23 protein-coding genes are annotated in these 19,432 nt (G+C 63.4%); 3 read left to right on the forward strand and 20 right to left on the reverse strand.

Annotation, left to right across the window (positions count from 1 at the left end; translation table 11 throughout):
* Positions 1 to 12 precede the first annotated feature (12 nt).
* From nuoI to U1700_RS09095, 16 genes are all read right to left on the reverse strand, one after another.
* Positions 13 to 495, reverse strand: a complete 483-nt coding sequence (gene nuoI / locus U1700_RS09020; protein ID WP_332752070.1) for an NADH-quinone oxidoreductase subunit NuoI — start codon at positions 493 to 495, stop codon at positions 13 to 15.
* Positions 492 to 1,547 carry an NADH-quinone oxidoreductase subunit NuoH gene (gene nuoH / locus U1700_RS09025; RefSeq protein WP_332752071.1) on the reverse strand — a complete coding sequence of 352 codons (1,056 nt, stop codon included), beginning with the start codon at positions 1,545 to 1,547 and terminating at the stop codon, positions 492 to 494. The genes nuoI and nuoH overlap by 4 nt, the downstream gene beginning before the upstream one ends.
* Positions 1,544 to 3,550 (reverse strand): NADH-quinone oxidoreductase subunit NuoG, encoded by a 2,007-nt coding sequence (nuoG, locus tag U1700_RS09030; protein WP_332752073.1) that lies wholly within the window; start codon positions 3,548 to 3,550, stop codon positions 1,544 to 1,546. Before nuoG ends, nuoH begins: the two co-directional genes overlap by 4 nt.
* Entirely contained in the window at positions 3,550 to 4,224 is a 675-nt protein-coding gene (locus U1700_RS09035) for a hypothetical protein (RefSeq protein ID WP_332752074.1), read from the reverse strand. Before U1700_RS09035 ends, nuoG begins: the two co-directional genes overlap by 1 nt.
* A 2-nt stretch (positions 4,225 to 4,226) precedes the next feature.
* A complete protein-coding gene (gene nuoF, locus U1700_RS09040) occupies positions 4,227 to 5,531 on the reverse strand; it encodes an NADH-quinone oxidoreductase subunit NuoF (protein WP_332752076.1) in 1,305 nt (434 codons plus the stop codon).
* Positions 5,528 to 5,659, reverse strand: coding sequence for a hypothetical protein (locus U1700_RS09045; RefSeq protein ID WP_332752077.1), 132 nt, complete (start codon positions 5,657 to 5,659; stop codon positions 5,528 to 5,530). Before U1700_RS09045 ends, nuoF begins: the two co-directional genes overlap by 4 nt.
* Positions 5,656 to 6,324, reverse strand: coding sequence for an NADH-quinone oxidoreductase subunit NuoE (gene nuoE, locus U1700_RS09050; protein ID WP_332752078.1), 669 nt, complete (start codon positions 6,322 to 6,324; stop codon positions 5,656 to 5,658). Before nuoE ends, U1700_RS09045 begins: the two co-directional genes overlap by 4 nt.
* The gene (locus U1700_RS09055; protein WP_332752079.1) at positions 6,317 to 6,505 is read right to left on the reverse strand and encodes a hypothetical protein; all 189 of its coding nucleotides are present in this window, start codon (positions 6,503 to 6,505) and stop codon (positions 6,317 to 6,319) included. Before U1700_RS09055 ends, nuoE begins: the two co-directional genes overlap by 8 nt.
* Positions 6,502 to 7,734 (reverse strand): NADH-quinone oxidoreductase subunit D, encoded by a 1,233-nt coding sequence (locus U1700_RS09060; protein WP_443025914.1) that lies wholly within the window; start codon positions 7,732 to 7,734, stop codon positions 6,502 to 6,504. Before U1700_RS09060 ends, U1700_RS09055 begins: the two co-directional genes overlap by 4 nt.
* On the reverse strand, positions 7,731 to 8,498 hold the full coding sequence (locus U1700_RS09065; protein ID WP_332752081.1) for an NADH-quinone oxidoreductase subunit C: 768 nt from the start codon (positions 8,496 to 8,498) through the stop codon (positions 7,731 to 7,733). The genes U1700_RS09060 and U1700_RS09065 overlap by 4 nt, the downstream gene beginning before the upstream one ends.
* Positions 8,495 to 8,968, reverse strand: a complete 474-nt coding sequence (locus tag U1700_RS09070) for a NuoB/complex I 20 kDa subunit family protein (protein WP_332752291.1) — start codon at positions 8,966 to 8,968, stop codon at positions 8,495 to 8,497. The genes U1700_RS09065 and U1700_RS09070 overlap by 4 nt, the downstream gene beginning before the upstream one ends.
* Before the next feature lie 86 nt (positions 8,969 to 9,054).
* Positions 9,055 to 9,432, reverse strand: coding sequence for an NADH-quinone oxidoreductase subunit A (gene ndhC / locus U1700_RS09075; RefSeq protein ID WP_332752083.1), 378 nt, complete (start codon positions 9,430 to 9,432; stop codon positions 9,055 to 9,057).
* 74 nt (positions 9,433 to 9,506) lie between these two features.
* Positions 9,507 to 10,319 carry an inositol monophosphatase family protein gene (locus U1700_RS09080; protein ID WP_332752084.1) on the reverse strand — a complete coding sequence of 271 codons (813 nt, stop codon included), beginning with the start codon at positions 10,317 to 10,319 and terminating at the stop codon, positions 9,507 to 9,509.
* 13 nt (positions 10,320 to 10,332) lie between these two features.
* Complete coding sequence (gene efp / locus U1700_RS09085; RefSeq protein ID WP_332752086.1) at positions 10,333 to 10,896, reverse strand: elongation factor P; 564 nt, start codon at positions 10,894 to 10,896, stop codon at positions 10,333 to 10,335.
* 69 nt (positions 10,897 to 10,965) lie between these two features.
* On the reverse strand, positions 10,966 to 11,613 hold the full coding sequence (locus tag U1700_RS09090) for a M23 family metallopeptidase (protein ID WP_332752089.1): 648 nt from the start codon (positions 11,611 to 11,613) through the stop codon (positions 10,966 to 10,968).
* Positions 11,613 to 12,755 (reverse strand): L,D-transpeptidase family protein, encoded by a 1,143-nt coding sequence (locus U1700_RS09095; RefSeq protein WP_332752090.1) that lies wholly within the window; start codon positions 12,753 to 12,755, stop codon positions 11,613 to 11,615. The genes U1700_RS09090 and U1700_RS09095 overlap by 1 nt, the downstream gene beginning before the upstream one ends.
* 198 nt (positions 12,756 to 12,953) lie before the next feature.
* On the opposite strand from U1700_RS09095, the gene U1700_RS09100 reads away from it, so the two are divergent.
* On the forward strand, positions 12,954 to 13,874 hold the full coding sequence (locus U1700_RS09100; protein ID WP_332752092.1) for a cation diffusion facilitator family transporter: 921 nt from the start codon (positions 12,954 to 12,956) through the stop codon (positions 13,872 to 13,874).
* A 69-nt stretch (positions 13,875 to 13,943) separates the two neighbouring features.
* On the opposite strand, the gene thiE is transcribed toward U1700_RS09100, so the two are convergent.
* Positions 13,944 to 14,636, reverse strand: coding sequence for a thiamine phosphate synthase (gene thiE, locus U1700_RS09105; RefSeq protein ID WP_332752094.1), 693 nt, complete (start codon positions 14,634 to 14,636; stop codon positions 13,944 to 13,946).
* A 35-nt stretch (positions 14,637 to 14,671) separates the two neighbouring features.
* Here thiE and U1700_RS09110 point away from each other — a divergent pair, with 35 nt between their 5' ends.
* Positions 14,672 to 15,064: a hypothetical protein gene (locus tag U1700_RS09110; protein ID WP_332752095.1), complete on the forward strand. Its 393-nt coding sequence runs from the start codon at positions 14,672 to 14,674 to the stop codon at positions 15,062 to 15,064.
* A gap of 268 nt (positions 15,065 to 15,332) precedes the next feature.
* Here U1700_RS09110 and U1700_RS09115 read toward each other — a convergent pair whose 3' ends face one another.
* The gene (locus U1700_RS09115; protein WP_332752293.1) at positions 15,333 to 16,211 is read right to left on the reverse strand and encodes a fructose bisphosphate aldolase; all 879 of its coding nucleotides are present in this window, start codon (positions 16,209 to 16,211) and stop codon (positions 15,333 to 15,335) included.
* Positions 16,212 to 16,380: 169 nt separating this feature from the next.
* On the opposite strand from U1700_RS09115, the gene U1700_RS09120 reads away from it, so the two are divergent.
* The gene (locus U1700_RS09120) at positions 16,381 to 16,896 is read left to right on the forward strand and encodes a TlpA family protein disulfide reductase (RefSeq protein WP_443025915.1); all 516 of its coding nucleotides are present in this window, start codon (positions 16,381 to 16,383) and stop codon (positions 16,894 to 16,896) included.
* A gap of 16 nt (positions 16,897 to 16,912) precedes the next feature.
* On the opposite strand, the gene U1700_RS09125 is transcribed toward U1700_RS09120, so the two are convergent.
* Positions 16,913 to 18,115, reverse strand: a complete 1,203-nt coding sequence (locus U1700_RS09125; RefSeq protein ID WP_332752097.1) for a phosphoglycerate kinase — start codon at positions 18,113 to 18,115, stop codon at positions 16,913 to 16,915.
* A 51-nt stretch (positions 18,116 to 18,166) separates the two neighbouring features.
* Positions 18,167 to 19,321 carry a site-specific DNA-methyltransferase gene (locus U1700_RS09130; protein WP_332752099.1) on the reverse strand — a complete coding sequence of 385 codons (1,155 nt, stop codon included), beginning with the start codon at positions 19,319 to 19,321 and terminating at the stop codon, positions 18,167 to 18,169.
* Positions 19,322 to 19,432: the final 111 nt, after the last annotated feature.

Genomic DNA, 19,432 nt, shown 5'->3' on the forward strand with positions numbered 1-19,432 from the left:
CTGGGCGGGCGCTTAACGGTAGGGCGCATCGGCGGCAAGGTTCGCCGCGATCGCCTGTTCCCAGCGGTCGCCATTGGCGAGTAGCTTGGCCTTGTCGTAAAGCAGTTCCTCGCGCGTTTCGGTCGCGAACTCCAGGTTGGGCCCCTCGACGATCGCATCCACCGGGCACGCCTCTGCGCACAGCCCACAATAGATGCACTTGACCATGTCGATGTCGTAGCGGGTCGTGCGGCGGGAGCCGTCCTCACGCGGTTCGGCCTCGATCGTGATCGCCTGCGCCGGGCAGATCGCCTCACACAGCTTGCACGCGATGCACCGCTCCTCGCCGTTGGGATAACGGCGCAGCGCATGCTCGCCACGAAAACGCGGGCTCTGCGGGACTTTTTCGTACGGGTAGTTGATCGTCACCTTGGGCTTGAAGAAATACTTCAAGGTCAGCGCGTGGGCGCGCAGAAACTCCCACAAGGTGAACGCCTTGAGCGTGCGCGCGATCATGCCACGGCTCCATAACGAGTAAGCATCAGCCATCCGGACACGAGGACGACAAACAGTAGGCTGAGCGGCAGGAAAATCTTCCACCCGAGCCGCATCAGCTGGTCGTAGCGGTAGCGCGGCACGGTCGCCTTGACCCAGCCGAAAATGAAGAAAAACACCATCATCTTGGCGAACAGCCAGATGATGCCGGGCACCCAGTAGAGGAACCCGATGTTCAGCGGCGGCAGCCACCCGCCCCAGAAGATCAGCGCGTTGAGCGCGCACATCAGGATGACGTTGCCATATTCACCGAGCCAGAACAGCGCGAAGGACATGCTCGAATATTCGGTCTGGTGCCCGGCTACGAGCTCGCTCTCCGCCTCGACCAGGTCGAACGGGGTGCGGAAGGTCTCGGCCATCGAGCTGATCAGAAACACCACCGCCATCGGGAACAGCAGCGGGTTGAACCCGAAGCCGTTCAAGAGCCCGAACCCGATATTGCCACGCTGGGCCAGCACGATCTGCGTCAGGTTGAAGCTATCGGCGTAGAGCACGACGGTAATCAGCACGAAGCCGATCGCGACTTCGTACGACACCATCTGCGCCGTCGCGCGCAACGCCGAGAAGAACGGATATTTGGAGTTGGACGCCCACCCGGCGATGATCACGCCATAGACGCCGAGTGACGACGCCGCGAGGATGTAGAGCAGCCCGACGTTGATGTCGGCGACGACCACATCGAGTTGGAACGGCACCACCGCCCACACGATCAGCGCGGTCGTGAAGGTAATAATCGGCGCGATCAGGAACAGCCCCTTGTTGGCGCTGGTCGGGATGATCGTCTCCTTGAGGAATACTTTGAGCCCGTCGGCAAAGCTCTGCAGCAGCCCGAAGGGCCCCACGACATTGGGCCCGCGCCTGAGCGCAAACGCCGCCCAGATCTTGCGCTCGGCATAGATAACCATCGCCACCGCCAGCATCAGCGGCAGCGCGATGACCAGGATGCCGATGATCGTGGCAAGGAACCACGCCCAGCCGAATTGCATCCCCCAGGACTGAAACAGCGCGGTCATTCGGCCGCCTCCGCAAAGGCTTCGCCGTGGATCAGTTCCTCCGAACAACGGTGCATCGTCGGGCTCGCCCGACATATCGCGTTGGTCAGGTAGAAGTCGGCGATCGGATAGCCGACCGGGCCCGATGCCTTGGCGTCAAGCTTGGGCGGCGACCACGGCAGGTCAACCAAGCCATCGCGCGCCAGCGCCGGCGTATCGGCATGCATCGCACTGCGAAGCTGGTCGAAGCGGTCGAATGGCAGCGGCTGGCCGATTAGGTCCGACACTGCACGGAAGATCGTCCAGTCCTCGCGCGCGTCACCCGGCGCAAAGGCGGCGCGCTCCGAACGCTGGACGCGGCCCTCGGTGTTCACGAACGTACCGTGCTTTTCGGTGTAGGCGGCGCCGGGGAGGACCAAGTCCGCCCCCGCTGCACCCTTGTCGCCATGATGCCCGACGTAGACGGTGAAGATCCCCGCGAGCCGATCGCCCAACTCGTCCGCGCCCAGCGAAATCACCAGCTCCGGCTTGGCCGCAACGATGTCGGCAATCCCGCCCGCCTGCGCATAGCCAAGCAAAATCCCCGCCATCCGCGACGCCGCGGTGTGGAGGACGTTGAACCCGTTCCAGCCATCACGCACGAGGTTAAGGCTCGCAGCCGCTGCCAATGCCGCCCCCATCGCACCCTTCGCCAACCCACCCGGGCCAAGGATCAGCGCGGGCTTCACCGCCGCCGCGAACGTATCCGCAGCGACCTTGGGCAAATTGCCGACCAGCGACAAATCGTCGCCAAGCCACGTCACGCGATAGCCAAGGTCGACCTCGGGCCCGATCCCGAAAATCTTGGCACCCTTCCGCGCGGCCTTGCGCAGCCGCGTGTTGATCAGCGGCGCTTCCCAGCGAATATTGGTCCCCACCAGCAGGATCGCATCCGCGCTTTCGATCCCGGCAATGGTCGAGTTGAACGCCACCGCCGACAGGCTGGTGACATCATAATCAAGCCCAGTCTGCCGCCCCTCGAGCAACACCGACCCCTGCCCCGCGAGCAGTGCCTTGGCCGCATACATCGTCTCGGCATCGACCAGGTCGCCGGCAATCGTAGCCACCTTCGCGCCCGCCGCTTTCAGCCTGTCTGCGAACAGCGCCAGCGCCTCAGGCCATTCCGCCGCGCGCAATTTCCCGTTCTCGCGCAGCCAGGGCCGGTCAAGCCGTGCGCGCACCAGTGCATCGACATGATGCCGCGCCTTGTCCGAGATCCACTCTTCGTTGACGTCCTCGTTGATCCGCGGAAGAATGCGCATCACCTGGCGCTGGCGCACGTCGAGCCGGATGTTCGATCCGACCGCGTCCATCACGTCGATCGCAGGAACCTTCTTGAGCTCCCACGGACGAATTTCAAAGCTTTGTGGCCGCTGCAACAGCGCCCCCACCGGGCAGATATCACCCAGATTGCCCGACAATTCGCTGGTCAGCGCTTTCTCGAGATAGGCGGTAATCTGCGAATCCTCGCCGCGGTACAGCATCCCGATCTCGGGTGTCCCGGCGACCTCCTCCGAAAAGCGGATGCAGCGCGTGCACTGGATGCAGCGGGTCATCGCGGTCTTGATCACCGGGCCCATATATTTGTCTTCGACCGCGCGCTTATTCTCGTCGAAGCGCGACGCGCCGCGGCCATAGGCCATCGCCTGGTCCTGAAGGTCGCACTCCCCACCCTGGTCGCAGATCGGGCAGTCGAGCGGGTGGTTGATGAGCAGAAACTCCATCATCCCCTCGCGCGCCTTCTTGACCATCGGCGTGTCGGTGCGAATGACCTGCTTGTCAGCAGCAGGCAGCGCACACGACGCCTGCGGCTTGGGCGGCCCGGGGGACACTTCGACCAGGCACATCCGGCAATTGCCCGCGATGCTAAGACGTTCATGATAGCAGAAGCGCGGGATCTCCTTCCCCGCAAGCTCGCAAGCCTGAAGCACGGTGGCTCCCCGCGGAACCTCAATCTCGACGCCGTCGACGGTGACTAGTGGCATTATCTTTTGCCGACCAATTGGGCCGCCCGGGCCTCACGATAGTAAGCCTCCGAAATCGCGGATGAAAGACTGGCTTTCGATAGTGCGACGGTGTTGCCGGGGGCTAAACATTGATTGAGGTGCGGCCTCAAGGCGCGGACCGCTTCGCCTTCTGCCTTACTTCCTGCGGTCGAAATGATCAGGCTCAGGCTTGTCCGAACATCCAGTCGGATCACGCAATCAGCGAAGGCAACCATCCCGGCGTTGCGGCCGGTCGCGGATAATGGTGGCGCAACGAATTCCAGCGGCACTCTGGCGAAATTCTTCTTTACGTAAACCTTGAACAACGAGCTCCGAAAGGAAATCGGATTGGTTGTCATTTCGACGTCCATTCCGCCAGCCATATGGCGCATTCCGCCACCGGTCGTCCAGCATTCGGGATCGAGAATTTTGTAGAGTGCCGCATACTGCTCTTCACTATCTGAAGGCATTGAAAGAGCTTTGCCCACCGCTGCGTAGTGTCGATTCAAGACGCAAGTGGCGAACTGATCTCCGATTTCCCTTGCCTCGTCTCCCGTGAAGCGTCCCTCTCGCGAGAGGGTTACTGGCTGGTCGAGGTTGGTGATCGAGCCGGTGACGCTGCTTTGCCCCATGGCAGATGTGGACGACACGATGGCCAGCAAGATGACTAACATTCTCATTCCGCTGCCTCCAACATCGGGCCATTGCGCTCGATGATCCGCCGCTCGATCTCGGGCCGAAAATGCTTCACCAGTCCCTGGATCGGCCACGCCGCCGCGTCGCCCAGCGCGCAGATCGAGTGACCCTCGATCTGCTTGGTGACGTCGAGCAGCCGGTCGATCGTGCCGATATCGGCGTCGCCGGTGCGCAGCCGCTCCATTGTCCGCCACATCCAGCCAGTACCCTCGCGGCAAGGGGTGCACTGGCCGCAGCTTTCGTGCTTGTAGAAATAACTAATGCGGGCGATCGCGCGGACGATATCGGTCGACTTGTCCATGACAATCACCGCCGCCGTGCCGAGGCCCGAGCCGAGCGCCTTTAACCCGTCGAAGTCCATTGGCGCATCCATGATCTGCGCAGCCGGGACCAGCGGCACCGACGACCCTCCGGGGATCACCGCGAGCAGATTGTCCCACCCGCCGCGCACGCCGCCGGCATGGCGATCGATAAGCTCGCGAAAGCTGATCCCCATCGTCTCTTCCACGACGCACGGCGTGTTCACATGGCCGCTGATCTGGAACAGCTTGGTTCCTTCATTCTTCGGATTGCCGAACCCCGCGAACCACGCCGCGCCGCGCCGCAGGATTGTCGGCACGACCGCGATACTCTCGACATTATTGACCGTCGTCGGGCAGCCATAGAGACCCGCCCCGGCCGGGAACGGCGGCTTCAACCGCGGCTTGCCCTGCTTGCCCTCGAGGCTTTCGAGCATCGCCGTCTCTTCGCCGCAAATATAAGCCCCCGCGCCGCGATGGACGAACACGTCGAAATCGAACCCGGCGCCCGATGCGTTCTTCCCGATCAGCCCCGCCGCATAAGCCTCCGCCACCGCCTTGCGCAGTGCCTCGGTCTCGCGAATAAACTCGCCGCGCACATAGATATACGCCGCCCGCGCGCGCATCGCGAAGCCAGCGATCAGCGCGCCTTCGACCAGCTTGTGCGGATCATGCCGCAAGATCTCGCGGTCTTTGCACGATCCCGGCTCGCTCTCGTCGGCGTTGATCACCAGAAAATTGGGTTTGCCCGGCTTGGGCTCCTTGGGCATGAAGCTCCACTTCATCCCGGTCGGGAACCCCGCCCCGCCGCGCCCGCGCAGGCCTGACGCCTTGACGATCTCGATGATGCCTTCTTCGCCCAGCTTTATCAGGTCGAGCGTCTTGTCCCAATCGCCCCGCGCCTGCGCCGCCTTCAGCTCTGGCGACTGGAATCCATAGACGTTGGTGAAAATGCGGTCCTTGTCCGCGAGCGGCGTCACGGTCATCGCGCAATCCCCAGGAAATAGATGGCCGCGATCACGATCGCCGCAATCAGCGCGAACTTGATGATTCCCTTGACGAATTTGAACGCGATGAAGGCGAGCACCAGCGCAATGACGAGACCGACGATCATGCCCGCTGTCCCCGATAATCGTAATTGCGCTCGGCCATTTTCTTGAGGCTCGTCGGTCCGCCCTGCGGACAGCTCGTCTGGCGATCGACTTGCGGCCCCGGCTTGGGCGTCTCCCCCCGCGCAAGCGCATCGAGCACCATCCCCATGCTGTCCTCGGTCAAATCCTCATAATTATCGTCGTTGATCTGGACCATCGGCGCGTTGGTGCAGGCGCCGAGGCACTCGACCTCGGTCAGCGTGAACAGCCCGTCGAGGGTGGTGTGGCCCTTCTTCAGCCCGCGCGCCTTGCACGCTGCAAAGACATCGTCCGACCCGGCCAGCATGCACGGCGTCGTCCCGCACACCTGGACATGGAAGCGGCCGACGGGGGCCAGGTTGTACATGGTGTAGAAGGTCGCAACCTCGAGCAGGCGGACCGGCGGCAGGTCGAGGTGCGCGGCGACATATTCGATCACCGGGATCGGCAGCCAGCCTTGCGTATTGGTCTCGGCCCCGACCTGACGCTGGGCGAGGTCGAGCAGCGGCAGCGTTGCCGACTGCTGGCGCCCCTCGGGATAGCGCGAGATGATGTCCGCCGCGGCCTTGGCGTTGGCCGGCGACCAGGCGAACCCGCTCCACTTGGCGCGGAGTTCGGGCGTGTCGGGAGCGAAGGTGCGCTCAGCCATTGCGTTTTTGCCAAACAAACACGATTTCGCCCCTGCGCCAAGCTACGATTGTCCAGATGATTACCACAATCCAACCTACGGCAAGGGCTACGTAAAACGCCCGATTACCGATGCTCTCGGCAATCCGATGACCAAGGTACAGTGACGCCAAAATTGAAATGAGTTTGTCGGCGCGCTTCACCGGTCACACTCCCCGAACACGACATCGATCGCACTCAGCACGGCGGTTGTATCGGCCAGCATGTGGCCCTTCATCATGAAGTCCATCGCCTGCAAATGGCTGAACGCCGTCGGCCTGATCTTGCACCGATACGGCCGGTTGGTCCCGTCGGCGACCAGATAGACACCGAACTCGCCCTTGGGGCTTTCGGTCGCGACATAGACCTCGCCGGCGGGGACATGATAGCCTTCGGTGTAGAGCTTGAAGTGGTGGATCATCGCTTCCATCGAGGTCTTCATTTCGCCCCGCGTCGGCGGGAACACCTTGCGATCCTCGCTGCCGATCGGCCCCACGGGCATCTCGTTCAGGCACTGCCGCGCGATCCGCGCCGACTGCCGCACTTCCTCGACCCGCACCATGAACCGGTCATAGCAATCCCCGCGAGTGCCGACGGGAACGTCGAACTCCATCCGGTCATAGACGTCATAGGGCTGCGACTTGCGCAGGTCCCACGGGATCCCCGCTGCGCGAATCATCGGCCCCGAGAAGCCCCACGCGATCGCGTCTTCCTTCGACACCACGCCAATGTCGACATTGCGCTGCTTGAAGATGCGATTGTCGGCGACCAGGCTGATCGCGTCCTCGAAGATCACCGGGAACTTGTTGAGGAAGTCGCCGATCTGGTTGAGCACCTTAGGCGGAATGTCCTGATGGACCCCGCCGACACGGAAATAATTGGCGTGCATCCGCGCGCCCGACACGCTCTCGTAAATCTGCATCAGATCCTCGCGGACCTCGAACAGCCACAGGTTCGGAGTCATCGCGCCGACGTCCATGACGTGGCTGCCAAGATTGAGCATGTGGTTCTTGATGCGCGTCAGCTCGGCCATCATCACGCGAATATATTGCGCGCGAATGGGCACTTCGATCCCCATCAACTTCTCGATCGCCAACACGAAGCTATGCTCCATGCACATCGGCGAGCAGTAATCGAGCCGATCGAAATAGGGGATCGCCTGGGCGTAGGTCTTGTATTCGATCAATTTCTCGGTGCCGCGATGGAGTAGCCCGACATGCGGATCGACCCGCTCGACGATCTCGCCGTCAAGTTCCATGATCAGCCGCAGCACGCCATGCGCGGCGGGATGCTGCGGCCCGAAATTGATCGTGTAATTCTGGACGACATCGTCCCCCGGGGTCAGCCCCGTGGCGGCCAGCGGCGCGCCGACTTCAAGCGTGCGCGTGCTCATACCCCTGCCCCTTTCGGCGCATCATCGCTCTTCTTGACCGACTCCGCATTGGCTGCAGCACCGGCACCTGTATCGCTCGGCTTCTCCGTCACCTTGGGCGTTCCCGGTGGCGGCGTCGCGGGCACGGCATTGGTCGCCGTCGGCGCCGCAGCAGGCGTCGGACCAGCCCCCTGCCCTTCGGCCTTCTCGTCCCCGGGAAGCCTGTACTCAGGCCCCTCCCACGGCATCAGAAAGTCGAACGTGCGGAAATCCTGGGGCAGCTTGACGGGCTCATACACCACCCGCTTCTCGGCCTCCGAATACCGCAGTTCGACAAAGCCCGTCAGCGGGAAGTCCTTGCGCTGCGGATGACCCTCAAAGCCGTAATCGGTCAGGATCCGGCGCAGATCAACATTCCCTGCAAAGGTCACGCCATACATGTCATACACTTCACGCTCGAGCCATCCGGCGACCGGCCACAGCGCGGTCACGCTCGGCACCGGGGTCCCCTCGTCGGTCGCGACATGAAGCCGCACGCGGTGATTGTGGGTCAGCGACAGCAGGCAATAGACCACCTCGAACCGCTCGGGCCGCTCCGGGAAATCGACCCCCGCAATTTCCATCAGCTGCTGATAGCCAAACTCGTCGCGCAATGCCGTAATCACGTCGATCAGGTCACCGCGCTTGACGTCGAACGCCGTCTCCAGCCCCTCGCGCACCGTCGCGGCGAGGCCCGAGAAATCGGCAGTCGATGCCGAATAGCGGGGCGCAGTCCCGCCGCTCATCGCGCAATCGTCCCTTCGCGCCGGATCTTGCGCTGCAACTGCATGATTCCATACAGCAGCGCCTCTGCCGTCGGCGGGCAACCGGGCACATAGATATCGACCGGCACGATCCGGTCACAGCCGCGAACGACCGAGTAGCTGTAATGATAATAGCCGCCGCCATTGGCGCAGCTGCCCATCGAAATGACATATTTCGGCTCGGGCATCTGGTCGTAGACGGTGCGCAGCGCCGGGGCCATCTTGTTGCACAGCGTCCCGGCGACGATCATGACGTCCGACTGGCGGGGTGACGCGCGCGGCGCAACACCAAATCTTTCAAGGTCATAGCGCGGCATGTTGACATGGATCATCTCGACCGCACAGCATGCCAACCCAAAGGTCATCCACCACAGCGAACCGGTCCGCGCCCACGTCGTCAGGTCGTCGATCGACGCAGTGATGAAGCCCTTGTGGTCGAGGTCGGCGCGCATCTGGAGAAAACGCGCTTCCTCTTCGCTGCCCGCGATCAGCCCGGCCTGGCGCGCGATATCCTCTTCGGTCGGCGCGGGATTGAGCATCACTCCCATTCGAGTGCCCCCTTCTTCCACGCATAGGCCAGCCCCAGCGCCAGTTCGGCGAGGAAGCCCATCATCGCGATCCACCCGGTCCAGCCAGTGAATTTCAGGCTCACCGCCCACGGAAACAGGAATGCCGCCTCCAGGTCGAACACGATGAACAGGATCGCGACGAGGTAGAAGCGCACGTCGAACTGCGCACGGCTGTCCTCGAACGCGGGGAAGCCGCACTCATATTCGGCCAGCTTGGCCGCGCTGGGCTGGTTCGTCCCCGCCAGCCGGCTGACCAGCATCGGCAGGAACACAAACGTTCCCGACAGCGCAAGCGCGATCCCCAGGAACAGGAGGATCGGCAAATATCCAAAGGCAACGCTGGCCAAGTGGTACTACTCCGGGGGCGAATCTTGGCCGCGCTTTAGGACAGGGGAACAGAGCGGGCAACACCTGCTCAGCGTTAGCGAAGCGCGCCCGCCAGCAACTTGTGCAACTTGCTGTGCAAATCGCCGTTCGCCGCCAGATATTCGCGCCGTTCGAACATTTTCGCCTGCCCGCGATAGTCGGTCACATAACCGCCCGCTTCGCGCACCAGCAGCACGCCCGCCGCCGAGTCCCAGATGTCGAGATCGTCTTCCCAGAAACCGTCCATCCGCCCCGCCGCGACCCACGCCAGGTCAAGCGCGGCCGAACCGAACCGCCGCATTCCGGCGACTTCAGGCGCGATCGCCCCGAAAATCCGCGACCATTGCGCCACATTGCCGCGCCCGAAATGCGGAATCCCCGTCCCGATCATCGCCTCGTCGAGGTTGCGCCGCGACGACACGCGGAGCCGCCGGTCCTGCAACCAGGCGCCGCGCCCCTTCTCGGCCCAGAAGCTCTCGTCGGTCAGTGGCTGGTGGACCAGCCCGTGCGAAATCTCGGGGGTCCCGTCGGCTTTCTTGTCCTCGACCGCGATCGAGATTGAAAAGTGCGGCACGCCGTGAAGGAAGTTGGTCGTCCCGTCGAGTGGATCGACAATCCACCTCGGCTTGGACGGATCGCCCTCGATCACCCCGCCCTCTTCCAGGATCATCCCCCAGTCGGGACGCGCATTGCGCAATTCCTCAACGATCGTCTGCTCCGACCGCTTGTCGGCGATCGTCACGAAATCGCCCGGTCCCTTCTGCGACACCTGAAGCTGCTCGACCTCGCCGAAATCACGACGCAGTCGCGGCGCCGCCTTGCGGGCCGCGCGCTGCATCACGGTGATCAGTCCTGAATGGCTTACCATGATTTTTTGGCCATCAGTCGGCCCGCCGCACATAGGTTTGCTCATAGACATCGACGACGATTTTCGTCCCCGCGCCGATATGCGGCGGGACCATCACGCGCACGCCATTGTCGAGGATCGCGGGCTTGAACGACGACGATGCCGTCTGCCCCTTCACCACCGCATCGGCCTCGACGATCATCGCCTCGATCGTGTCGGGCAATTGCACCGAAATCGGCCGCTCGTCATACAGCTCGAGTACGACCTTCATCCCGTCTTGAAGGAACGCCGCAGCATCGCCCAGCAGGTCGCGGGGCAACGAAATCTGCTCGTAATTGACCTCGTCCATAAACGTCAGCGCGTCGCCCTCGGCATAAAGGAACAGGAAATCCTTGGTATCGAGACGGACCCGCTCCACCGTCTCGGCCGAGCGGAAGCGGACGTTGTTCTTGCGGCCGTCGATGAGGTTTTTCATCTCGACCTGCATATAGGCGCCGCCCTTGCCGGGCTGGGTGTGCTGGATCTTGACCGCGCGCCAGATGCCCTTCTCATATTCGATGATGTTGCCGGGACGAATGTCCACGCCGCTGATCTTCATGTGATCCGCCTATATGCCAGTGAGTGAAAAGAGCCGGGCCATCAAAAGTTGACCAGTCAGGCCGTCCCACTACCGATTAGCGCTCTTTCCCGCAAGCAGTGGGTAGGGATTGATCGGGGTGCCGTTGTACCATTTCTCCCCCGCCACCATCTGGTTGACCGCGAAATGGAGGTGCGGCCCGTCGGGGCTGGCGTCACCGGTATGCCCCACAAAGCCGATTGCCGACCCGCGCTCCAGCTTCTGCCCCTCGGCCAGCCCCGGCGCATAGCCCTGCAAATGCGCGTAATAATAGACCCACCTGCCGTCCTGCGACCGCTCGTAAACCGTCAACCCGCCCTTGCCGACACTCTCGTAGATCTTCTCGACCGTTCCCGGCGCGGTGGCATAGACCGGGGTGCCCTCGGCGGCCATGATGTCGATGGCGTCATGCCGCCGCGCCCCGCCCGCCCGCGCCTGGGTAAAGGTGTCGGTCAGCTGGCTTGCTTTGACCCCGGCCACCGGGATCGCCAGCCCCGCTGGCCCGACCTCGACGCTCTCCGCCACCGCCAGCGGGGCGCCTCCCCTCGACTGGACGATCGTCTTGTCGCCCTTGCCCTCGACGCGCCCATTGGCCCGCGCCGCGTCACCCTCCGGACTGCGCGTGATTCCGAAGGCGAAAATCCAGAACGCGCTGGTCAGGATTGCGGTCAGCACGACCGTGGCGATTGTCTTGATCATCAGCTGGTGAACACCGCCTTGAAGCCCGGCTTGAGCATCTGCGACAGGCGCAGCACATCCCAATTGCTCAGGCGGATGCAGCCGTGACTTTCGGCCCGCCCGATCGTGTCCGGACTCGCCGTGCCATGAATGCCATAATGCTCCTTGGTCAGGTCGAGCCACGCGAGGCCGACCGGTCCATTGGGGCCGGGCTTCAACCGCTTGTCACCGCCCTCGGGGTCCTTGGCGTCCCAGAACAGGTCGGGCTGGTAATGGAATGGCGGAAGGAAGGCATAGGTCGTCACCTTCCACAGACCGAACGGCAGCGGGTCGTGGCTCGACCCCATCGTCACCGGGAATTGTGCCACCACCTGGCCCTGCCCCAGATCCTTCGGCGCCGCATATTTGGCGCCCTTGCCGCGGTCCTTGGTCAGCGCGCCGGCCGGCGGCGTTCCCTTCATCACGCGCAGCACGCCTTCCTTCTTCGACACTACGATATAGTCCCCCTGGACCGCGCCGGCATCGACATTCAGCCTTGCGAACCACGGCTTGATATCATCCTTGACCCCGTCATATTTCTGGTTGGCAGCGACGACGTTGGGCAGCTTCAGCGTTTCGCCCACACCAATCTTCGCGTCGGGACCGTTAAGCGCGACGATCGTGTCGGGAGTGGTGTGAAACTCCTCGGCCACTTCTTCCAGCATGTTGCGATAACCCATGAAGGCCAGCTTGGCCTGGTCCTCGGGCATCTTGGGAAAGGGGTTCACAAACGGCCCGGCGACCTGGTCGGCCGTCAGCTTGACCTCGATCAGCGCCGGCCGGTTCTGCGCCAGCAGCGCGGTCCGCGTCGCATCGTCCAGCTGGCCAGTGTCGGGCAAATTATGTGCCTGCTGGAACCCGCTGATCGACTTGGCGAACACCGCGCCCTTCTTGCCGTCGATCACCCCCGACGGAAATCCGGCGACGTCGAGCAAAACCTGCGCATGGAAAATCGACCCGTCGACCGGCGATCCCGGAGTCCCCGGCGGCACCCATCCTTGTCCGGCAGGCTTCATCATCGCCGGCTGCCCGGGCGCGGGCGTCGGGGTCGATGCATTCGCCACGGTCACCACCGCCAGCGCCACTGCGCCAAGTCCAGCCATCAATATCGCCTTGGGGGTCACGCCACTTCTCCTGATCGACCGATGATTTGTTAGAGCGGTGAACGTCGCACCGCCACATTCTTTCCATCGCCGCAACGAAAGTGGACAAAGCGGGCCCGCCGGGCTGTCGACTTCACCTTCGCCGCCGAAGATTTTCTGCTTTATTTGATTGCCGCAGCGGCTATGGGCGCGATCCTCAGCGTAGCGGGAAGCCAGCCCATGTCGGCCGATCACGATCACCATCACGGCGGCCATAACTATGCCCCCGCCAGTTTCGGGCGCGCCTTCCTCATCGGGACGTTGCTCAACCTCGGCTTCGTCGCAATCGAAGCGGTCTATGGCCTCGCTGCCAATTCGATGGCGCTGCTCGCCGACGCCGGTCACAACCTCTCCGATGTCCTGGGACTGCTGATCGCATGGGGTGCCGTGTCAATCTCGCGCCGCGCCCCGACCCAGCATTATTCCTATGGCTTCCGCCGCACCTCGATCCTCGCCGCCTTGTTCAACGCGCTGTTCCTGCTCGTCGCGATCGGCGCCATCGCGTTCGAGGCGATCCACCGCCTCGGCAACCCGCAGCCGGTCATGGGCAAGACCGTCATGGTCGTCGCCGCCATCGGCATCCTCGTCAACGGCGTTACCGCCTGGCTGTTTGCGCGCGGGCGAAAGGGCGACATCAACATTCGCGCCGCCTTCCTCCACATGGCCTCCGACGCAGCCGTCTCTGCAGGCGTCGTCGTCTCGGGGCTGCTCATCATCCGCACCGGCTGGACATGGCTTGACCCGGTCACCAGCCTCGCCATCGTCACGGTGATTTTCTTCGGCACCTGGGGGCTGCTCAAAAGCTCGGTTGCCATGTCGCTCGACCGCGTCCCCGACGGCATCGCCCCGGCCGATGTCGAGCAAAGCCTCGCCGCGCTCCCCGGCGTCGCCCGGGTCCACGACCTCCACGTCTGGCATTTGAGCACGACCGATGTCGCCCTCACCTGCCATCTCGTCATGCCCGGCGGCTGCCCCGGCGACCGCTTCCTCCACGAAGCCGGAGGAATGCTCCACGACCGCTTCGAGATTGGCCACGCCACCATCCAGGTCGAGCGCGGCGACGACGAAGCTTGCCGTCAGGCCGCCAGCCACACCGTCTAGAGCCTGATCGTCTGAGGTGGTTGCGTTTCGCGCTTCCACCGAAGGCGTGAATCAGGTTCTAAACACAGACTAGTGGCGCTTACCCTTCAACACATCGCCGAACGCCGCCACCGCCGCGCCCGAATCCTGCGCTCCGAACACCGCCTGGCACACCGCGGCAAAATCGGCTCCCGCTGCTACCAAGGGCGCGACATTGGCCGGGGTAATTCCGCCGATCGCGACACACGGCACTTCGAACAGCGCCGACCACCACGACAATATCTGCGGGTCGGGGCGATAATGGCTCGGCTTGGTCGTCGTCTCGTAAAACGCCCCGAACGCTACATAGTCCGCGCCGTCCTCGCCCGCCTGCATCGCCAAGTGGCGGCTGTCGTGGCACGTCCGACCGATCTGGACGCTCGGCCCTAGCTCGGCCCGCGCCTCGCGCAAATCCCCGTCCGACTGGCCAAGGTGAAGCCCGTCTGCCCCCAGTCTCTTGGCCAAACTCACGCTGTCATTGACGATGAACGCGACATCGGCCTCGTCGCAGATGCGCTGCAACGGCTCAGCCAGCGTCGCCAACTCATGCTCGCCGACACCCTTCACCCGCAACTGGAACGCCGCCACCGGCCCTCCGCCCAGCGCCGCGCGCAACCGATCGGGAAACACCCCCCCCACTTCCTGCGGCGAGATCAGGTAAAGCTCACACGGTCGGGTCCGCCGCGGCGCGGGAAAAACCGTCAGGTCGGCTTCGTCGAGATAGTCTTGCACGGGATCATTCATCCGCCGCTCATTAGCGAAGCGGCAGCGTTCGTCCAATGAGAACCCCCCTGCCTTTGTTCGCTGCCCTTGCGCTTGGCGCTTGTGCGACCTTGCCGCCAAAGGCGCCGACGACCACCGGGACCGCGACCGCCAGCTATGGGCAAACCGCCAACGTCGGCCCGCTGCTGATCCAGCCGATCGCGCTGGTCGAGGATAGCCGCTGTCCGATCAATGCGCGCTGCATCTGGGCCGGGCGGCTGGTCATCAAAACCTGCGTGACCTTCCACGGCGGACGCGAGCAAATGCTGACCAACATAACTCTCGGCACGCCGCTTACCATTGGCGCCGGGCAGGTGACATTGGTCGCCGGGGAACCGGGCCGACTGGCAGGCGCGCAAGGCAATCCCCCGGCGAACCGCTTCACCTTCGATTATGCGGCAATGCGCTAGGCATCCTCGACCACGACGTCGATTTTCCTGTCCTACAGCAGCCTTGCGGGAGCAAGGCCGATGCCATGCGACCCTCGACTCGTCCCGCTCCCACCATTGTGTCCATCAGGCACGAACGATCACGCTCGCCCGACATTTGCGCCACACTGTCCAGCGTGTCCAAAACGGGGCGGCAAGGGTCAAAGCGCTGTGCACTTCCAGTGTCGGCGACGGTTCGCGCGACACTGTCTACCTTGTCCAGAACGCCCGCCCAGCGCGACATTTCGCCTCAAGCCTTGACCGTCGATGCCGCGTGTATGTCCCTGATCGCGCCGCCCAGCGAGGCGTTGAACTCGTCGTCGCTCATCTGGTCCTTGAGGTCGGACAGCAGCGCGCGGCTGAAGCTGGCGATCATGCCCTTGTTCCTGGCCAGCTCGCGGCACGCTTCTTCGCGACTATACCCGCCCGACAGTGCGACCAGCTTGAGCACCGCGCGATGCTCGACCAACGGATCGAACAGTCCAAAGTTGGCGGGAATGGTCAGCTTGAGCATCACCCGCTCGCCCTGCGGAACGGCGTCGAGCGCTTTCAGCAACTCATCGCGCAGGATACGGTCGCACTCGGCCCGCTCGGGGCTCTTGATCGACACTTCGGGCTCGATGATCGGCATCAACCCATGGCGGTTGATCTCGGCGGCGACAGCGAACTGCTGCTCGACGATGGCGGCAATGCCGGTCGGGCTCGCGCGCTCGATCACCGATCGCATCTTGGTCCCGAACACACCCCTGGCCTTTGCCCGTTCGAGCAACTCGCCAAGACCGCCGATCGGCTTCATCAGCTTGACCCCGTCGACCTCGTCCTCAAGTCCCTTGTCGACCTTGAGGAAGGGCACCACGCCGCGCTCCCACAGCAGCTCGGGCACCGGCTTGCCCCCCGCCATCCCGTCCATCGTCCGCTCGAAGAGGATCGCGCCAATCACCTTCTCGCCGATGAAGCAGGGCGAGGTCATTACCCGCTCGCGCATAGCGTGGATCAGCCCGAACATTTCCTCGTCGTTCGAAAAGCGATCTTCGCCGATGCCATAGCCCTTGAGCGCCCCCGGGGTCGACCCGCCCGACTGGTCGAGCGCAGCGATGAAGCCGTCCCCCTTTTCGATCTGGGCGAGCATTTCCAGACGGTCGGCATTGGTATCAACGGTCATTGGGGCCCCTTCAGGCAAACCTGCATACGTATGCGGCAGGCTCTAGCGAGCCCGGGGGTGGCAGACAAGAATGGGGGAGTGAAAGCTTGACGCACCTTCCATTTGCCATGAAGCTGCTGAAAATAGGGGACTTCGCTTGAAACGAATAATCACCGCGATCGGCTTTTCGATGTTGCTCCTCGCGCAGCCCGCGGCCGCTACCAAGGTCAAGGTCGGAAAGCTCGCCCCCGATGCGACGCTCAACCTTGTCAATGGCCAAAAGGTGACCTTGTCTTCGCTTCGAGGGCAAGTCGTCGTGCTCAACTTCTGGGCAACGTGGTGCGTGCCGTGCCGCGCCGAATTGCCGACGATCGACGCTTATTACCGGGCCCAGCGGCGGTTTGGGCTGCGGATATTCGCCGTCACAACCGAGGACAGCGTGCCCCTCTCGGCGATGACCAACCTGTTCTCGGTCATGGCGATCGAACCGGTCAAGCGCGTGCGCGGTCCCTATGCAGAGGCCGACGCCGTGCCGACCAACATCATCATCGATCGCGCCGGAGTCGTGCGTTACTTTGCAGCGGGCGCATTTTCGCTGGACGACCTCAATAGACTGCTAGTCCCGCTGCTTCGTGAACCCGTTTCAGTCCAGACCGCATCAACCAGGAACTGACAGCAACGGCGAAAAGTCAGCGCTGCAGAGCGGCAACCCCGGGCAACTCGCGCCCTTCCATCCATTCCAGGAACGCCCCGCCCGCCGTCGAGACGAAGGTGAAGTCGGGCACGACGCCCGCAAGGTTGAGTGCAGCGACGGTATCTCCACCGCCCGCGACCGAGATCAGGCTGCCATCCTGCGTCAGCGCCGCCGCAGTCCGGGCAAGCGCCACCGTCGCGGCATCGAACGGCGGAGTTTCGAACGCGCCAAGGGGGCCGTTCCAGACCAAAGTCCGGCAATTCTTGAGCACATCCGACAACGCCTCGACCGCCGCCGGGCCGATATCGAGGATCATCTCGTTGGGCGCTACTTCATGCACATTAATGGTTCGCAAACTCGACGGATTGGCTACAAATTCCTTCGCCACGACAACGTCGTAGGGCAAATGGACGGTGCAATTCGCCGCCTCGGCCTTGGCAAAGATCGCCTCCGCCTCGCCGACCAGATCATGCTCGCACAATGATTTGCCGACATCGACGCCCCGGGCCGCAAGAAAGGTATTGGCCATCCCGCCGCCGATGATCAAATGATCGACCTTGCTGACCAGATGCCCCAGCACCGCCAACTTCGACGACACCTTCGCCCCGCCAACCACCGCCGCGACCGGCCGTTCGGGGTTGCCCAGCGCCTTCTCCAGCGCGGTCAGCTCGGCTTCCATCGCCCGCCCGGCGAACGACGGAAGAAAGTGCGTCACCCCCTCGGTCGAGGCATGGGCCCGGTGAGCGGCGGAGAAAGCATCGTCGACATAATAGTCCGCCAGCGCCGCCATCGCCCTCGCCAGCGCAGGGTCGTTGGCCTCCTCGCCAAGGTGAAAGCGGGTGTTTTCCAGCACGCCGATCGAGCCCGCCATCATCGTCCCGATCGCCCGCTCGGCCTCGGGTCCCTGGCAATCCTCGATAAACCGCACCGGGCGTCCGGTAATGAGATGAAGCGGACGAACCACCAGCGCGGTCGACATGTCGGGACGGACATGTCCCTTGGGCCGCCCCATATGCGACAGCAGCAGCACGATCGCGCCCTTGTCGCTTAGCTCGGCTACCGTCGGCACCAATGATCGCAACCGCGTGTCGTCGGCCACCGCACCCTCGTTCATCGGCACGTTGAGGTCGACGCGGACCAGCACGCGCTTGCCGGTCAGGTCGGAGGGAAGATCGTCGAGGGTCTTGAACGCAGCCATGATGTCGCCCGCCGGAAAAGGAGTTGGCGAGCGACTAGCGGCGGCGGCTGGTCAGGACAAGGCGGCGAGATGCTCCTGCCGAAGCGTGTCGATCTCGGCCAGCGTGCCGCCGCGCTCGATGTGCCAGAAGGTCCAGCCATTGCACGACGGCGCGCCCTGCAGGCTCGCCCCGACCTTGTGGATCGACCCGACCGTGCCTTGGCACTCGATCGATCCGTCGGCGCGCACCGTCGCCGACCAGCGGCGCTTGGCATCGTTCAGCACCGATCCCGGCGCAACCAGCCCGCTTTCGACCAGCACCCCGAACGCCACCCGTGGCGCCGATCGTTTCTCCGCCATAACCGTCATCGCGCTTTCGTCGAGCGGCAGGCTCGCCGCGATCCGACGCCGCGCCACCTCGACATATTTGCTTTCACGCTCGATCCCGATCCACCGCCGCCCAAGCCTTTTCGCCACCGCGCCCGTCGTTCCCGTGCCGAAAAACGGGTCTAGCACGACATCGCCCGGCTTGGTGCATGCTAGAAGGATGCGGTACAATAGCGCCTCGGGCTTCTGTGTCGGATGCGCTTTATGCCCGTCCTCCCCCTTCTCCCGCTCTCCGCCAGAGCAGATCGGGAATAGCCAGTCCGACCGCATCTGGATGTCGTCATTAAGGGACTTCATCATCGTATAGTTGAACGTATACCGCGCCCCCTCAGACTTCGCGCACCAGATCAGGGTTTCGTGGGCGTTGGTGAAGCGGGTGCCGCGGAAGTTGGGCATCGGGTTGGTTTTGCGCCACACCACGTCGTTGAGGATCCAGTAGTCGGCGTCCTGCAGCAGCGATCCGACGCGGTAGATATTGTGATAGGACCCGATCACCCAAATGGTGCCGTCGTCCTTCAGGATGCGCCGCGCCTCGGCCAGCCATTTGCGAGTGAACTCGTCATAGACTGCGAGGCTGGCGAACTTGTCCCACTCGTCGTCGACCGCATCGACCCTGCCGCCCTCGGGGCGGAACAGGTCGCCGCCAAGCTGGAGATTATAGGGCGGATCGGCGAAGATCATGTCTACCGACTTGTCGGGCAGCCCTGCCATGGCGGTGATGCAATCGGCCTGGATGACGCTGTCGAGCGGCAGCGCCGGCGGTGCCAGCTTGAGCGCGGGCCGTTTCGCCGTGGGCCGCGCACGGCCCTGCTTCTCCTTAAGTGGCGCGATCAAATTCATGCGGTCCCCCTGCTTGACCTGCAGGTTGAGTCAGCGCGGACTCGCGGTCAAGCAAAGAGCAGTTAATAGTCTCTCTTCGGCGACAGGAACGAAGCGAGTCCAGCGCCTTGC

The organism is Sphingomonas sp. RB1R13, assembly GCF_036663775.1.
Taxonomy (GTDB): domain Bacteria; phylum Pseudomonadota; class Alphaproteobacteria; order Sphingomonadales; family Sphingomonadaceae; genus Sphingomicrobium.

Coding starts and splice junctions, on each gene's coding strand:
- nuoG (WP_332752073.1), bottom strand. CDS start 3,550: ATGCCACTAGTCACCGTCGACGGCGTCGAGATTGAGGTTCCGCGGGGA.
- U1700_RS09115 (WP_332752293.1), bottom strand. CDS start 16,211: ATGCTCGCCCAGATCGAAAAGGGGGACGGCTTCATCGCTGCGCTCGAC.
- nuoE (WP_332752078.1), bottom strand. CDS start 6,324: ATGGCTGAGCGCACCTTCGCTCCCGACACGCCCGAACTCCGCGCCAAG.
- U1700_RS09045 (WP_332752077.1), bottom strand. CDS start 5,659: ATGATCGTCGGTCTCGTCATTGCGCTGGTGCTCGCCTTCATCGCGTTC.
- U1700_RS09060 (WP_443025914.1), bottom strand. CDS start 7,734: ATGAGCACGCGCACGCTTGAAGTCGGCGCGCCGCTGGCCGCCACGGGG.
- U1700_RS09100 (WP_332752092.1), top strand. CDS start 12,954: ATGTCGGCCGATCACGATCACCATCACGGCGGCCATAACTATGCCCCC.
- U1700_RS09035 (WP_332752074.1), bottom strand. CDS start 4,224: ATGTTAGTCATCTTGCTGGCCATCGTGTCGTCCACATCTGCCATGGGG.
- U1700_RS09125 (WP_332752097.1), bottom strand. CDS start 18,115: ATGGCTGCGTTCAAGACCCTCGACGATCTTCCCTCCGACCTGACCGGC.
- U1700_RS09090 (WP_332752089.1), bottom strand. CDS start 11,613: ATGATCAAGACAATCGCCACGGTCGTGCTGACCGCAATCCTGACCAGC.
- nuoH (WP_332752071.1), bottom strand. CDS start 1,547: ATGACCGCGCTGTTTCAGTCCTGGGGGATGCAATTCGGCTGGGCGTGG.
- U1700_RS09130 (WP_332752099.1), bottom strand. CDS start 19,321: ATGAATTTGATCGCGCCACTTAAGGAGAAGCAGGGCCGTGCGCGGCCC.
- efp (WP_332752086.1), bottom strand. CDS start 10,896: ATGAAGATCAGCGGCGTGGACATTCGTCCCGGCAACATCATCGAATAT.
- U1700_RS09080 (WP_332752084.1), bottom strand. CDS start 10,319: ATGGTAAGCCATTCAGGACTGATCACCGTGATGCAGCGCGCGGCCCGC.
- thiE (WP_332752094.1), bottom strand. CDS start 14,636: ATGAATGATCCCGTGCAAGACTATCTCGACGAAGCCGACCTGACGGTT.
- U1700_RS09065 (WP_332752081.1), bottom strand. CDS start 8,498: ATGAGCGGCGGGACTGCGCCCCGCTATTCGGCATCGACTGCCGATTTC.
- U1700_RS09110 (WP_332752095.1), top strand. CDS start 14,672: ATGAGAACCCCCCTGCCTTTGTTCGCTGCCCTTGCGCTTGGCGCTTGT.
- nuoF (WP_332752076.1), bottom strand. CDS start 5,531: ATGACCGTGACGCCGCTCGCGGACAAGGACCGCATTTTCACCAACGTC.
- nuoI (WP_332752070.1), bottom strand. CDS start 495: ATGATCGCGCGCACGCTCAAGGCGTTCACCTTGTGGGAGTTTCTGCGC.
- U1700_RS09070 (WP_332752291.1), bottom strand. CDS start 8,968: ATGCGCGCCGACCTCGACCACAAGGGCTTCATCACTGCGTCGATCGAC.